11 protein-coding genes are annotated in these 14811 nt (G+C 63.8%); 3 read left to right on the top strand and 8 right to left on the bottom strand.

Going from position 1 to position 14811, the window contains the following annotated elements; translation table 11 throughout:
* Positions 1-111: 111 nt before the first annotated feature.
* Positions 112-1482, bottom strand: coding sequence for an MmgE/PrpD family protein (locus CQ12_RS23480; protein WP_057837662.1), 1371 nt, complete (start codon positions 1480-1482; stop codon positions 112-114).
* Between the two features lie 136 nt (positions 1483-1618).
* Between CQ12_RS23480 and CQ12_RS23475 the strand changes: the two genes are divergently transcribed.
* Complete coding sequence (locus CQ12_RS23475) at positions 1619-2722, top strand: FUSC family protein (protein ID WP_057837683.1); 1104 nt, start codon at positions 1619-1621, stop codon at positions 2720-2722.
* Positions 2723-2819: 97 nt separating this feature from the next.
* Here CQ12_RS23475 and CQ12_RS23470 read toward each other — a convergent pair whose 3' ends face one another.
* From CQ12_RS23470 to CQ12_RS23445, 6 genes are all read right to left on the bottom strand, one after another.
* Positions 2820-4145, bottom strand: coding sequence for an SMI1/KNR4 family protein (locus tag CQ12_RS23470; protein WP_057837661.1), 1326 nt, complete (start codon positions 4143-4145; stop codon positions 2820-2822).
* A 94-nt stretch (positions 4146-4239) separates the two neighbouring features.
* Positions 4240-4890: a 2-hydroxychromene-2-carboxylate isomerase gene (locus CQ12_RS23465; RefSeq protein WP_057837660.1), complete on the bottom strand. Its 651-nt coding sequence runs from the start codon at positions 4888-4890 to the stop codon at positions 4240-4242.
* A gap of 87 nt (positions 4891-4977) precedes the next feature.
* Positions 4978-5451, bottom strand: a complete 474-nt coding sequence (locus CQ12_RS23460; protein ID WP_057837659.1) for a DUF2867 domain-containing protein — start codon at positions 5449-5451, stop codon at positions 4978-4980.
* Positions 5448-6854 carry an MATE family efflux transporter gene (locus CQ12_RS23455; RefSeq protein ID WP_057837658.1) on the bottom strand — a complete coding sequence of 469 codons (1407 nt, stop codon included), beginning with the start codon at positions 6852-6854 and terminating at the stop codon, positions 5448-5450. The genes CQ12_RS23460 and CQ12_RS23455 overlap by 4 nt, the downstream gene beginning before the upstream one ends.
* A gap of 53 nt (positions 6855-6907) precedes the next feature.
* Positions 6908-8206 (bottom strand): UDP-N-acetylglucosamine 1-carboxyvinyltransferase, encoded by a 1299-nt coding sequence (gene murA / locus CQ12_RS23450; RefSeq protein WP_057837682.1) that lies wholly within the window; start codon positions 8204-8206, stop codon positions 6908-6910.
* A 223-nt stretch (positions 8207-8429) separates the two neighbouring features.
* Complete coding sequence (locus CQ12_RS23445; protein ID WP_057837657.1) at positions 8430-9140, bottom strand: winged helix-turn-helix transcriptional regulator; 711 nt, start codon at positions 9138-9140, stop codon at positions 8430-8432.
* Between the two features lie 135 nt (positions 9141-9275).
* Between CQ12_RS23445 and CQ12_RS23440 the strand changes: the two genes are divergently transcribed.
* The gene (locus CQ12_RS23440; protein ID WP_057837656.1) at positions 9276-10130 is read left to right on the top strand and encodes an alpha/beta hydrolase; all 855 of its coding nucleotides are present in this window, start codon (positions 9276-9278) and stop codon (positions 10128-10130) included.
* Between the two features lie 21 nt (positions 10131-10151).
* On the opposite strand, the gene gyrB is transcribed toward CQ12_RS23440, so the two are convergent.
* Positions 10152-12587, bottom strand: coding sequence for a DNA topoisomerase (ATP-hydrolyzing) subunit B (gene gyrB / locus CQ12_RS23435; protein ID WP_057837655.1), 2436 nt, complete (start codon positions 12585-12587; stop codon positions 10152-10154).
* Between the two features lie 340 nt (positions 12588-12927).
* Between gyrB and CQ12_RS23430 the strand changes: the two genes are divergently transcribed.
* Positions 12928-14805 (top strand): acyltransferase family protein, encoded by a 1878-nt coding sequence (locus CQ12_RS23430; protein ID WP_198164235.1) that lies wholly within the window; start codon positions 12928-12930, stop codon positions 14803-14805.
* The last annotated feature ends 6 nt before the right edge of the window (positions 14806-14811 follow it).

Below are 14811 nucleotides of genomic sequence, written 5' to 3'. Positions count from 1 at the left end.
TTCACCCGCGGAGAGAACCCCTCACCCGTCTCAATCGCGCTTCGCGCGATTGATCCACCCTCTTCCACAAGGGGAGAGAGGTACACCGCTGATGTTGATGCTGGCTCGCTACTACTGCCGCCCCAGCTGCGTGGCCTTCTCGACGCGATCGAATCGCTCCAGCGACAGGATCGCATCGGCAAGCTGGTCGGCGCGGCCGTTCAGCACGGGGCGGGCGAGGGTGAGGAATTTCTGCTGCATCGCCTGTGCGTCCGGAAACGAATCCGGCTCGCCGGAAGGGTCGGCATAGAGCCGCTCATGCACGCCGTCGTCGGTGGTGATGGAAACACGTGCGCCGAAGGGGTGGGTGCGGCCGATCTCGAGGCGATCGTCCTGCACCACGTCGAACTTGTCGGCGAGCGCATTCACCGCCGTATCGCCAAGCCGGTCGTAATCGTCCCAGCCGAAGCTGCCCTGATCGAGTGCGAGCGCGCCGGTGAAGAACATCGAGAACTGCCCGCCGACGATCGAAGTCGGATGGCGCTTGGTGGCGGCGTCGCCGGTCAGCGTGATGCCGTTGCGATGCAGGCCGATCTCGACGCGCTTGATCTGGTCCGGCGTCAGATTGTGCTCCCGCCGCATCGCGATCAGCGCATCCAGCGCCGCATGGGTATAGCGGCAGCTCGGATACGGCTTCACGCCGATCTTGAGCGTCTCATAGGTCTTGCCGAGGCCGGCCGTCGCCTTGTCCGGGTGGGCGTCGTCGCTGTAGCCGACGAGGAGGCCATGCTTGCCTTCGACCGATTCCGTCGAGCCGACGAAATCGTTGCGCGCGAGCGTGGCGGCGATCACGCCGTTCATTGCCGACGCCCCCACCTGATAGCGTTTGTTCCAGGCGCCGTTGACGAGGAATTGCAGCGAGCCCGCGGCCTGGCTGCCGGAAACGCCGAAGGCCGAGATGATCTGGTCCTTCGAGAGGCCGAACAGCTTCCCCGCCGCCGCGGCTGCGCCATAGGTTCCTGCCGTCGCGGTCGGATGGAAGCCCCGCGCATAATGCGAGGTGGGATCGAGCGCGTTGCCGAGGCGGCAGCACACTTCATAGCCGGCCACGATCGCAGTCAGCACGTCGCGCCCGGAGGCACCGACCATTTCACCAACCGCAAACGCCGCCGGCACCACGGGCGCACTCGGATGCAGCGACGAGTCCGCATGCGTGTCGTCGAAATCCAGCGAATGGCCGAGCGCGCCGTTGAGCAGCGCGGCAACCGCCGGCGTCCAGGTCTTGCTGTCGCCGAACACGGTGGCTTCACCCTTGCCGTCCAGCGCCAGCGCTTCCAGCATCTTCAGTAACGACGGGGTCGATTCCGCATCGCGCCGCGCCCGGATCGTGCTGCCGAGGAAATCGAGCGTCAGCACCTTGGCGCGTTCCAGCACCTGCGGCGGGATATCTTCGAATTTGAGGTCGGCGACATAGGCTGCGAGCGTTGCGGTTTCGTGGGCCATCGTGTTTCCTCGTATTTGCCGGGCAGGGTAGGCGGGCCGACTTGACCTTTCAAGCCGCCTCCCTGTCGCGGGCATCAGCTATGCCTGATGTCGTCTAGCACAGGCATGGCTCGCAGATTCCGGGATGCAGCGCATGATGGCCTTCGTAAAACGCATGCTTGACGCGATCGGAGCGCGGAAGACGCAACTGTCGCTTGCGGTCAGGCTCGCGGTTGCCGCGGTTGCGGCCTATGCGATCGCCAGGGCGTTGCATCTGATGCTACCGTTATGGGCGGTGCTGACCTCGCTGATCGTCACCCAGATGAGTGTCGGCCGATCGCTGAAGGCAACGCGCGATTACATGCTCGGCACGATCGGCGGCGCGGCCTATGGCGGTGCCATTGCAATGCTGATCCCGCATTCCGGCGAAGGTGGATTGCTGGCGCTATTGGTACTCACGGTCGCGCCGATGGCGTTCATCGGGGCCGTCAATCCCAGCCTGAGTGCCGCCACGGTAACGGCGGTGATCGTGTTGCTGGTGCCGGCGATGAACCACGCCAATCCGCTGGATTCCACCATAGACCGGTTGCTCGAGGTCGCCGTCGGCGCACTCACCGGGCTCGTGGTCTCATTCCTGGTGTTGCCGTCGCGGGCGATCAGTCAGATCCGAATCAATGCGGCGCAGCTTTTGGAACTGCTGGCCGCGGCATTCGCTGAATTGCTCGCGGGGCTGACACGCGGGCTCGATAACGACGCCCTGCATCGTATCCAGGATGGCATCGGCACCGCGATGACGAGCCTCCATGCGACCGGTCTGGAAGCCGAGCGCGAACGTGGGGCTCACCTGTCGTCGGGGCCGGACACCGGCCCCTTGCTGCGCACCATCCAGCGCCTGCGCCACGATGTCGTGATGATCGGCCGCGCCAGCGTGGTGCCGCTGCCGGCCAACGTGCAGGCGAGGCTGGCGCGCCCACTGTCGGAGGTCAGCAAAGCGATCGTCGACTATATGCGCGCGGCGGCTGCGTCGTTACGCAGCGGCAATGGCGCCGTGGACATTCGGTCCGTCGATGCAGCGCTGCAGGCCTATGCTGCTGAGGTCGCCGCGTTACGCAGCGACGGCTTGACCCGCGGCGTGCCGGTCGACGTGGCGGAACGCTTCTTCGCGCTGGGATTCTCGCTGGAGCAGATGCGGCAGAATCTCACCGACCTTGATCGCTGTCATGCCGAATGGTGCGAGACGGTGTCCCCCGCAAAGGCCTAGAGCATGATCCGGAAAAGTGTGTAGCGGTTTTCCGAAAAGATCATGCTCAAACAAAAAGATAAAGCGTGATGACGATTCGAAGAAACGTCATCACGCTTTAGTCAATGTAGATGCCGAGAAAGCCGAGGATCGTTGTATCGCGCCGCTCGATACCCGAGGTAAGCGTCTTTATGGCGGTGTCGAAGTTCGGCGTGGCGTGGTCCAGCTCCCACGAACCGTCATGGTCCCAGTGGAAGCACCAGCCGTAGCGCTCGCCCTTTCCGAGATGGATTGCTACGCAGCGGCTATACTGGACGGGTTCGGCAACAGGAACGAGATCGCGCACCGAGATGCTGTATTCGTTGCGGAAGTAATCCGTGACTGTCTGCGGATCCTTTTCGATGCGCGTGATGTACCTGTACAAATTGTCGCGCTGCTCGGCCAGCCTGGACGGGGCAAGGAAACGCAGTTCATTGGAATGCTCCGGCAGCCTCACCTGCAAGTCGCAGGCGCCGAACTTGCCGAGGAATTTGCGATAATCGGCGGGAAGTTCAGCCCCGAGCGCGGATTCAGCGTTGGCCAACTCGGCCGCTGTCGCGGGCTTCCTGGTACCCCAGCGCCAGCCCTTTCCGGATTTCGATTTGCGCTTGCGCCGCGCCAGATACTCGGCATAGGCCGGCCGATCAACGATGTCCTCATAGCCGCCGAACTCGGCGTATTTGAAAGCATCGTCGAACGCTTCTTCCTGGCGCTCCGGGAAGTGATCGCAGATGATAGTGGCGCGCTGGCCGCCACGGTCCTGGCTAGGCTCGATCTCGCAGGCCTGCTCGATCGCGGCCAACGCCTGGGCCGGATCGCCGGCCTGAAGATGCGCCAAACTCAGCACCTCGAAAATCCTTGCTTCGAGGTCGGACTCCGCGATCGACCAGGCATAGTGCGGCGCCTTGCCGGCCCGGCGCGAGGCCAGCGTGTCGCGGGCCTGTTCGGCCAGCCGGAGGGTCGTTGTGCTATCCTCGTCGGCGGCGTAAGCGTGATGTGCCGCGAGCCAGAGATAGAGCGGCTCGTGCGCCGCCGGGGTATTTTCCAGCGCGACAAGGCGCTTGTGCTGCTCCTTGACCGGCGCGCTCAGCGCCGCGATCATCAGATCGTCAAGGCCCTTCTGCCATTCGGGCTTTGGCTGCGGATCGGGCAGCAGATTGCGCAGCGTATATTTTGTGTGGGTGGTTTCCACATAGCCCGCCGCGACCAGTTCGGCGACATGGCGTCGATAGGCGGCGGCCGCCCCTTTCATGCTGGAAAATTCCTTGCGCAGGAAATCCTTGCGCTTGGTCTGCCGTCCCTCGTCCATGTATTTGCCCGCGATCACCGGATCGCCGCCTGGCATCAAGAGCAGTTCACGATCATCGTCGCCGGGCGAGCGGTGAAAGAACTTGGCAAGATACATGGAGGTCTCCGAACGCGGCGGGAGCCGTCGCGCGCCCGCAGGCGGCCCAGGCTGGCAAGCGTCAGTCGCCGGTCCGGAGATTTCGGTTCATGCGCTATCGGCGCTTCAGGCCCTTGCCTTCCATGCGCCAGATCAGGAGATCGATGCGGTCCTGACCGAAGAACGGCTCGTTCTCGAACACGAAGGTCGGCACGCCCCAATGGCCCGATGCGGCATGGGCCTGCTCGTTGCCGGCAATGATCTGCTCGTAGCGGTCGGGATCAGCCGTAATGGCCGCGTCCATGGCGGCGAGATCGAAGCCGGCTTCCGCCGCAGCCCTGGCCAGATGGTCGCCTTCGTTCCAGCTGGCGACGCTGCCATCCCACAGCACCCGGCTGATGGCGCGCGTGAACGGCAGCGAGCGCCCGTCGGCTTGCGCGGCAGCGCCGAGCCGGGTCAGGCGATGGATGTAGGGCTGGTGCTCGGCGACATCGAGCGTCGTCATGTCCTGCACGATCGGGTCCGGCCGCGGAAAGCGGAACGGGATGTTTTCGCGTTGGGCGACGCGGCTGCTGTCGAGCACTACATAGCGCGCAAACTGCGGATTGGCGCGCTTGAAGAAGCCGGGAATGCGCACCGCGATCGGATAGACCGGGCGCAGATTGACCGTCACGTCGTAGTCGGCGGCCATCTGCATGGTTTTTGGCAGCGCCAGATAGCTGTAGGGACTGCGAAAGGAAAAGAAGAGATCGACCGATAATGTCATTGAGTGTACCGCGGCTCGCATAGACGATCCGAGCAAATCACTGATATTGCGACACGTCTATCGTGTCGGAAAAGGATATGCCGGCTTTCAGGCCGCAACCTGGCGCAGCAGGGTCGGCACGATCAGCCGATGAAACGGCATGATGATCGCGAGATAGGTCCGGCCGAGCCAGTTGTGCGTCTTGACCAGCGTCGTGGCGGTGACCTGCCTCGTGCCGCCGGGCGCCGTAACGTCCACCACGACGCGGAAATCGAGATGGCGGTCGTTGAAGCCGGCGATCACGCGGTCGGACGTTTCGCTCACGATCGGAAAGATACCGATCATGTCCCGCGGCGCGCTTGGAGTGGCGCCCGACGTTTTCAGCCCGAGCGGCGCCACCAGGAAGTTTCGCAACGACAGCAGTGCCTCGGCCCATCCCGGCTGCCGCGCCATCATCAGCTCGGCCGCGCGGCGGGCGTCGAGATTACGATCGTCGATTTCAATCTGGAACGCGTCGGCGAATTGCGCGCCGGCCAGCAGCGCATCGGTATCGACGGCAGGGGTGACTTCGCGGACAGTCATGGAGGCAGCAGTCTGCTCGCCAGCAGCCGGAATCGCAAGACGAGCAGAACGGCGAAGACGAAGGTACCGATCGACAATCCGACCCAGACGCCACTGGCGCCAAGTGACGTCCAGAACCCGAGCGCGCAGGCGGAAGTAAAGCCGATCAGCCAGTAGCTGAAGATGGCGAACAGGAGTGGCACGCGCGTGTCGTTCATTCCGCGCAGCGCGCCGGCGGCGATGGTCTGGATACCATCAGCGACAAAGAAGGTGGAGCCGATCAGAAGCAGCGTTGCCGTCAACGTCGCGGTCGCGTCGACGGCTTCGCCGAGGAACAGCTCGGCAATCTGGAACCGTCCAAGGATCACGGCGAAAGTCATCGTGGCCATGAACGCAGCGCCGAGCAATATCGCCACATAGCCTGCGCGCCTGACGGCGTCGCGGTCGCGGCGCCCGACCGCATGGCCGACCCGGACGGTCGCTGCCATGCTGATTCCGAACGGCACCATGAACAGGATGGCTGCAATCTGCAGTGCAATCTGGTGCGCCGCGAGCGCCGTGGTGCTGATCAGGCCCATCAGCAGGCCGGCTGCGCCGAACAGTCCGTATTCCAGCAGAAACGCCATCGAAATCGGCGCGCCGACAATCACGAGCTTCGCCATCAACGGCCAGTCGATGCGCCAGATGTTGCCGAGCACGTGATATTTCCGGAACGGTCGACGCAGCGCGGTGAAGCACAGCCCGGCGAGAAACGTGCCGAGATTGACCATGCTGGTCGCAAGGCCCGCGCCGAACAGCCCGAGTTCGGGCAGGCCCCATTTCCCATACAGCAGCAGATAGACCAGCAATGCATTCGCCGGGATCGCGGCCAGCGTGATCCATAGCACCGGCTCGGGCCGGTTCACCGCGCTCATGAAGCCGCGGATCGCGATGAACCACAGCGCCGGCAGGATGCCCCAGGCAAGGCCGAATAGGTATTGCTGCGCGAGCGCGGCGGCCGTCGGCGCCTGGCCGAGTGCGATCAGGATCGCCTCGCCGCGGAATGGCAGCGCCATCAGTGGCAGTGCGATCAACAGCGCCGCCCACAAGCCGACGCGCAGCGCCCGCCGCACCATGCGCGGATCGCGCGCGCCAAAAGCCTGTGCCGCCAGCGGCGCCACGGCCGACACCAGGCCCATGCCGAAAGTGAAGGTGACGAAGAACACTGTGTGGGCGAGGGCTGCCGCAGCCACGGTTTCGCTGCCGAACCGGCCAATGAACGCCAAATCGGTCGTCATCATCGCGATCTGTCCGAGCTGCGTCAGCGCCAGCGGCACCGCGAGCTTCAGCGTCTCGGCGAGTTCGATCGCGAGATGGCGGCCGGGCACGGCCGCAGAGGCAGGCGGCGCAACAGAGGCGCGTTCGATTTTGTCGAGCGAGGTCATTGCAACAGATTAGTACCGGCGAAGGTCGAAAAGGTGACGCCGGCGGCCGCGGCCTAATGGCCGTCGCGTGCCGGCACCCGGGTGATTCTCGCGCCCAGCGCGTTGAGCCGTTCCTCGATGCGCTCATAGCCGCGCTCGATCTGATCGGCGTTGTTGATGGTTGAAGTACCCTCGGCCGCGACGGCCGCCAGCAGCATGGCCATGCCGGCGCGGATATCGGGCGATGTCATCAGCGCGCCGCGCAGCCGGCTCGGGCCGGCGACGATGGCGCGATGCGGATCGCACAGCACGATACGGGCGCCCATCGAGATCAGCTTGTCAACGAAGAACATCCGCGACTCGAACATCTTCTCGAACATCAGGATCACGCCGTCGCACTGCGTGGCGGTCACGATCGCAATCGACATCAGGTCGGCCGGGAAGGCCGGCCAGGGCTGGTCCTCGAGTTTCGGCACATGTCCGCCGAAATCGTCGTGGATCTTCATGGTCTGGCCTGACGGCACCACGAGATCGTCGCCCTCGACGCCGCAGACGATGCCGAGCCGCTCAAAGCCCATCCGGATTGAACGCAGATGCTCGACGCCGGCCTTCGCGATGCGCAGCGGCGAGCGCGTCACTGCAGCAAGCCCGATCAGCGAGCCGACCTCGATATGGTCGGGCTGGATCGAATAGCTGGCGCCGCCGAGCGTTGCCGGCCCGTGCACGATGATGGTGTTGGTGCCGATGCCCTCGATCCTGGCGCCGAGCGCGACCAGGAAATGCGCGAGGTCCTGCACATGCGGTTCGGAGGCCGCGTTGCGCAGATATGTGGTGCCGTGGGCGGCGACGGCTGCGACCAGCGCGTTCTCGGTCGCGGTGACGCTGGGCTCGTCGAGGAAGACGTCGGCGCCCTTCAGCCTGACAGCGCGGAACTCCAGCCGGTGCGTCGCGGTGACGGTGGCGCCCAACTGCTCGAAGGCGAGGAAATGCGTGTCGAGACGGCGGCGGCCGATGACGTCGCCGCCGGGCGGCGGCAGCGCCACCTCGCCGCAGCGCGCCAATAGCGGGCCGGCCAGCAGGATCGAGGCGCGGATGCGCGCGCACAGCTCGGGATCGAGGTCTGCGGCCCGAACCTCCCTGGCGTGGATCGCCAGCGTATTGCGCGACTTCCATTCGGCCGAGGCCCCAACCGAGCGGATCAGTTCGACCAGCGTCTCGGTGTCGCGGATGCGCGGCACGTTATCCAGCATCACCGGATGCTCGGTGAGCAGGGCGGCCGCGATGATCGGCAGCGCCGAATTCTTGTTGCCGGACGGCTCGATCGTGCCCGAAAGCCGGTGGCCGCCTTCAACGATGTACTGGATGGGCGGCACGGGCGCTGTCCCCGACATGATTTCCAGGCTCCATTACGTAAAATTCTGCAGTAAAATCAACGGCTGGTGCAGGCGCTATAGCAGATAACACCGACACAAGTAACGCGTTCATTGACTCTGCGGGGGGATGTTCCAACGAAGAACCCTGACTTACCAGAATTCGCCCGAGCGCGCAGCGGTTGCAGGTGAAATGCCGATCATCCGCATCTTCTCGCGACGGCCGTCAAGCCGCAGGACGCCCAAAAGGCAGGTAGTCCCGGCCGAGTTGTCTGTGGAGCTGCAGCCAGATCGGAAGCTGCCGCGCCATCTGTCGATCGCCCTCGATCGACAATGTTTTTTCACTGACCTCATGCCAATGCACGTGCCCGAGATAAAGCCGGACAAGGATAGCGACATCGCCGCGAACGGTCAGGTCGACGGCATATCCCGGATCCTTGAAGCAGATGTCAGCGCCCGTCCGCTCGAGAACCAGCCAAATCACGCGCAATGCCGTTCGGCTTCTGGGAACGCCGGAGAATTCGAAGCGGATCACCACGCGATGTTCCGGCAACGCACTGACGTCCACGCGCTTGCGCATCCGCCACATCAGCAGGCCAGGATTCAGATCGTCGGCGGTGAGGCGATCGCGGGCGTGCGCCAGGCCCCAGCGCGACAGGTCGCGCAACACATCGTGAAATGCTTCGCCTGACGGCGTCAGCCGGTATTCATAGGTCGAGCCGTCAGGTTGAATTCTTTTTGTGACGATTCCGTCTTGTTCCAGATGCCGCAGGCGCTCGGCCAGAAGCGTCCGCGACATCAGCGGCACGCCGCGATGAATGTCATTGAAGCTGTGCGCGCCCAACATCAATTCGCGCAGCACAAGCGGCGTCCAGCGTGTGGCGAAAATTTCGGACGCCTTTGCTATCGGACAGAACTCGCCGTAGCCACTTTTCATGGCAGGGATTCAAACACGTTCGGGTAGCCCGAACCAGTCCAGATTTTGGACTTGTCGCCATCAGGCATTCGGCAAACGATGCTGTCCTTTCTCGCTCGAAACCCCGCCGCATAGCGGTTACTTGTGGAGAGAGCCATGGGCCAGCGCAGCGATGCAGGTCTTTCGCGCCGGGAAGCCCTGGCCGCGATCGGCGGTGCGGCAATTGCCGCGGTCGCAACCTCAGGCATTTCGAATGCCCAGTCGCAGGAGGGTCGCAAGATGATCTATGTCCTGATCCATCCAGCCTGGTTCGGCGGCTGGTGCTGGAAAAAAGTAACGCCGCTGCTGCGTGCGCGAGGGCACGAGGTGTTCGCTCCGACGCTGACCGGACTAGGCGAACGTGCGCATTTGGCGAGGCCGGAAGTCGGGCTTGAAATGCATGTCCGCGACATCGTCAATGTCATCGAGTACGAGGGCCTGCGCAACGTCATCCTCGTCGGCAACAGTTCGGGCGGCATGGTGATGACAGGCGTCGCCGATCACATGCCCGAACGGATCGCGCATCTGGTCTTTCTCGATGCTTTCGTGCCCTCTGACGGCCAGAGCATGCTGGACGTGATCGCGCCTGATCGCCGGCCGGCTCTGGAAGCACTGGTGCAGAAAGAGGGCGACGGCTGGCTCCTGCCGCGTTTCGCGCCGCCGCCATGGAAGCAACTTGTCACCGAGACGTGGCAAGTGACCGAAGACGCGGATATCGACTGGATGCTACCCCGGCTTCGCCCGACACCGTTCGGCCATTTCAAGGAGCCGGTGAAACGCAGGAATCCCGCCGCCGAGAAATTGCCGCGCACCTATATCCGCACCCAGTGGTCGCATCCGGGCCTCGATCGCTACGCGCGGGCCGCGAGCGAGACGGCGGGATGGCAATCACGCCAAATCGCGAGCTCGCACCTGCCGTACATTACGCATCCAAATGAGCTGGCGAGCCTGCTGCTGGAAGTGGCGGGCTAAGCAGGACAGTCGCCCGCTGCCTCACACGTCGACATTGGCGCTGAGCGAATTGTCCTGGATGAATTCGCGGCGTGGCTCGACCACGTCACCCATCAGCTTGGTGAAGATATCGTCGGCCTCGTCGACCTCCTTGACCTTCACCTGCAGCAGCGAGCGCTCATTGGTGTCGAGCGTGGTTTCCCAGAGCTGGTCGGGATTCATCTCGCCGAGGCCTTTGTAGCGTTGCAGCGCCACGCCCTTGCGGCCGGCGTCGGTCACCGCCTCGAACAGGCTGACCGGCCCGTGAATGGTGGTTTCGGCATCCTTGCGGCGCAGCAGGCCGGGGTTCGGATAGGCTTCCTGCAGTTTCGCGGCGTAGTCGTCGAGCTTGCGTGCATCCGCCGAGCCGAGCAGGGCGTCGTCGATGATGGCGACGTCCTTGACGCCCCGGATGGTGCGCTCGAAGAAGAATCCTTCGCCCTCGGCGAAACGACCGACCCAGCCGCGCTCGACTTCGTCAGCCAGCTTGTCCATACGCTTGGCAATGTATTCGGCCGCGGCATTGGCGGTCGCGATGTCGGCGGTGATCCGCGGGTTGAGAACGCCCGCAATCGCGGCCTGCTCGACCACCTTGCGGTTATAGCGGCTGTGCAGGTTGTTCAGGATGCCGCGGATGACGCGCGCGTCCTCCACCAGCGACAGCAGGTCGCGGCCCGCGCGCTCCGAGCCCGATGCCGGTTTGAAGACGCAGTCGTCAAGCCCGGTCGAGATCAGGTAATCCTCCAGCGCGCGCTCGTCCTTCAGGTACTGCTCGGACTTGCCGCGCGTCACCTTGTAGAGCGGCGGCTGCGCGATATAGAGGTGGCCGCGGTCGATCAGTTCGCGCATCTGCCGGTAGAAGAAGGTCAACAGCAGCGTGCGGATATGGGCGCCGTCGACGTCGGCGTCCGTCATCACGATGATCTTGTGGTAGCGCAGCTTGTCGGCCGAGAAATCGTCGCTGATGCCGGTGCCGAGCGCGGTGATCAGCGTGCCGATCTGCTCGCTGGACAGCATCTTGTCGGTGCGGACGCGCTCGACGTTCAGGATCTTGCCGCGCAGCGGCAGCACCGCCTGGAATTCGCGGTTGCGGCCCTGCTTGGCGCTGCCGCCTGCCGAGTCACCCTCGACGATGAACAGTTCCGACTTGGCCGGGTCTTTCTCCTGGCAATCGGCGAGCTTGCCGGGCAGCGAGGAGACGCTGAGTGGACTCTTGCGCGTCAGTTCGCGCGCCTTGCGGGCGGCTTCGCGCGCGGCGGCGGCCTGGATCACCTTGCCGACGATGACTTTCGCTTCGCTCGGATGTTCCTCGAACCACGCTGCCAGCGCCTCGTTGAGGACGTTCTCGACGACGGGGCGCACTTCCGAGGACACCAGCTTGTCCTTGGTCTGCGACGAAAACTTCGGGTCCGGCACCTTCACCGACAGCACGGCGGTAAGGCCCTCGCGGCAATCATCGCCGGTGAGCGCGATCTTCTCCTTCTTCGCATTGGCCTCGGCATAGCCGTTGACCTGGCGCGTCAGCGCGCCACGGAAGCCGGCGAGATGGGTGCCGCCGTCGCGCTGCGGGATGTTGTTGGTGAAGCACAGCACGTTCTCGTGGTAGCTGTCGTTCCACCACAGCGCCGCCTCGACGCCGATGCCGTTGGCTTCCGACCGCACCATGATCGGAACCGGCACGATCGCCTTCTTGTTGCGGTCGAGATATTTGACGAACTCCTCGACGCCGCCGGCATATTGCATCTCCTCGCGCTTCTCGACGGCGTGACGCATGTCGGAGAGGATGATGTGGACACCGGAATTGAGGAAGGCGAGCTCGCGCAGCCTGTGTTCCAGGGTCGCGAAATCATACTCGATGTTCTTGAAGGTCTCGGTCGAGGCGAGGAAGGTGACCTCGGTGCCGCGCTTGCCCTGCGCTTCGCCGACTACCTTCAGCGGCGCCACCGAGTCGCCATGGGCGAACTCGACGAAATGTTCCTTGTCGTCGCGCCAGACCCTGAGCTTCAGCGAGCTCGACAGCGCGTTGACGACGGAGACGCCGACGCCGTGCAGGCCGCCGGAAACCTTGTAGGAGTTCTGGTCGAACTTACCGCCGGCGTGGAGCTGGGTCATGATGACCTCGGCGGCGGAGATGCCTTCACCCTTGTGGATGTCGACGGGAATGCCGCGGCCGTCATCGCGCACGGTGACCGAATTATCCGCATTGAGAACGACGTCGACGCGCGTGGCGTGGCCCGCAAGCGCCTCGTCGATCGCGTTGTCGACGACCTCGTAGACCATGTGGTGCAGGCCGGAACCGTCATCGGTGTCGCCGATATACATGCCCGGCCGCTTGCGAACGGCGTCGAGGCCCTTCAACACCCGGATCGATTCCGCGCCGTATTCGACCGGAATTGGATGCTCAGTGTCGGCAGGGGTCTGCCGGGCAGGTTCTGTCATGTGAGGCCTTCGAGGGTGTCCCGAATCAGCTGCGCAATATGAGGCGCTGATTGCTCTATTTGTGCCATGAAAGAGGCATTGCGCCTAGCGCAATCTCTCTATCTTCAAGTCTTTGAATAAATGGTGGTTTTTTACACTTTTTCAAGGTCTTCAAGGGCCGATTCTGAGGGCCTCGAAAAGCGCGATTCGAAGGCCGATTTTGCTCCCTCGATCGCCTGTTTTTTGCGGGCCGTCGCGGGGAAAAATGGTAGTCCGTCGCGGACCTGCTAGAGAGGACGGCACGACCGCTTATGGGCGTCGTCCACCGTTGGTCGCGATCTCGGGTTCGTCTGCATTGTCCTTGCCCTCGCCAAAATATCGGCCGGATGTCGATGGCCTACGGGCCGTCGCGGTGATGCTGGTCCTGAATTTCCACGCTTTCCCGGATGCTGCGCCGGGCGGCTTCGTCGGCGTCGATGTGTTTTTCGTGATCTCGGGCTTTCTGATCACCGGCATCATCGCGCGCGAACTGGAACTCGGCCGCTTCAGCCTGATCGAGTTCTACAACCGGCGGATCCGGCGGATATTTCCGGCGCTGATCGTGGTGCTCTGCGCGACATTGGTGCTGGGCTGGCTCTGGATGTTGCCGTCAGCCTTCGCACAGCTCGGCAGCGACACGTTCGCCAGCGCGGCGTTTTTGGCCAATATCGCGCTGCTGCTGCAGTCCGGCTATTTCGACGTCGAATCCGCCAAAAAGCCGCTTCTGCATCTGTGGTCGCTCGGCATCGAGGAACAGTTTTATCTGTTCTGGCCGCTGCTCCTGGTGATCGCCGTGCGGCTGCGAATGAGCATTCTTGCGGGGATTGCGCTGCTCGGCATCGCGTCTTTCGCGCTCAACGTGATGCTGATCGATTCGAATCCGGTTGCGGCTTTCTATTTGCCGTTTACCCGGATGTTCGAATTGCTCGCCGGCGCGGCGCTGGCTTGCGGCTGGAACAAGGTCGGCCACGGCGTCAAAGCGAGCGATTGGCGCGCGTGGACCGGCGTGGCGCTGATCGCGGCGAGCGTCGTCATGCTCGACAGCCACCGCGCCTTTCCCGGCTGGTGGGCGGCACTGCCGGTCGCCGGCAGCGCGCTGCTTCTGTCTGCGCCGGCCGCGTGGGTGAATCGCGCCGTGCTGGCGAGCCGGCCCTTGGTGTGGATCGGGCTGATCAGCTACCCGCTCTATCTCTGGCACTGGCCGCTGTTGGTATTCGGCGGGATCATCAAATTCGCGCCGCTGACGCTGCCGGAGCGCGAATTGATATTGCTCGCGAGCGTGGTGTTGGCCTGGGCGACGTACCGGTTTGTCGAAACGCCGATCCGCTTCGGCGTCCCGAGCCGGCGCAAGATGTTCGGCCTCGGGGCCGGCATGGCCATGATCGCGGTCGCCGGCTTTGCCGTCGTCTGGGGGCGCGGCTTCGACTATCGGCTGCCGCCGGAAATCCGCGCCATGGCCAATGTGACGACGGAGAGCTCCAAGTGGCGGTTCCATGAATGCATGCTCGATCTCAGCCGAGAAACGACGTTTCCCGATAGCTGCGTCGAGCGTGATCGCCGTCCGCTGGTTCTGGTGTGGGGCGATTCGACCGCCGGCGCTCTGCTGCCCGGCCTGCGCAAGGCGCAGGAGGCGCGAAACTTCGGCATTGCGCAGCTTACCTCCAGTTCCTGCATTCCGGCGCTGAACGCCGACATCCCGGGCAACCCCAATTGCCGCGCGATGAACGACAAGGTGTTTTCGCTCGTGCGTCAGATCGAACCCGACATCGTGGTGCTGCACGGGACTTGGGAAAAGCATCTCGACAATGTCGCTGAGACGGTGGTCGCGCTGAAGAAGACGAATGCCCGCGTCATTATTCTCGGCGGAGTGCCGATGTGGCGGCGCGGGCTTCCGTCCGAGGTGCTCAGATATTTCATGCTCCATCGCACGCTGATCCCGGAGCGTTCGCCCAGCGCATCGCCGCCCACCGCCTATGATGCCGTCATGCGCGCCAGGCTCGAGCCGCTCGGCGCGGAATTCATCTCGGCGTCGGACGTCTTCTGCAATGCGCAGGGATGCCTGACGCGCATTGGCGATGCGGCGGGGGACATTACCGTGATCGATCAGGTGCACCTGACCGAAATGGCGTCGGTGTTTTTGATCGAATCGATCATCGACCGTTTGCTCGGCAGCGGAGCGTCCGCAAGCAGGCCGAGATAGCCCGCG

Origin of the sequence: Bradyrhizobium jicamae (genome assembly GCF_001440395.1) — a bacterium.
In the GTDB taxonomy this organism is placed as follows: domain Bacteria; phylum Pseudomonadota; class Alphaproteobacteria; order Rhizobiales; family Xanthobacteraceae; genus Bradyrhizobium; species Bradyrhizobium jicamae.
The sequence above is the reverse complement of the archived record's forward strand: the minus strand, read 5'-3'. Positions and strand labels throughout refer to the sequence as shown.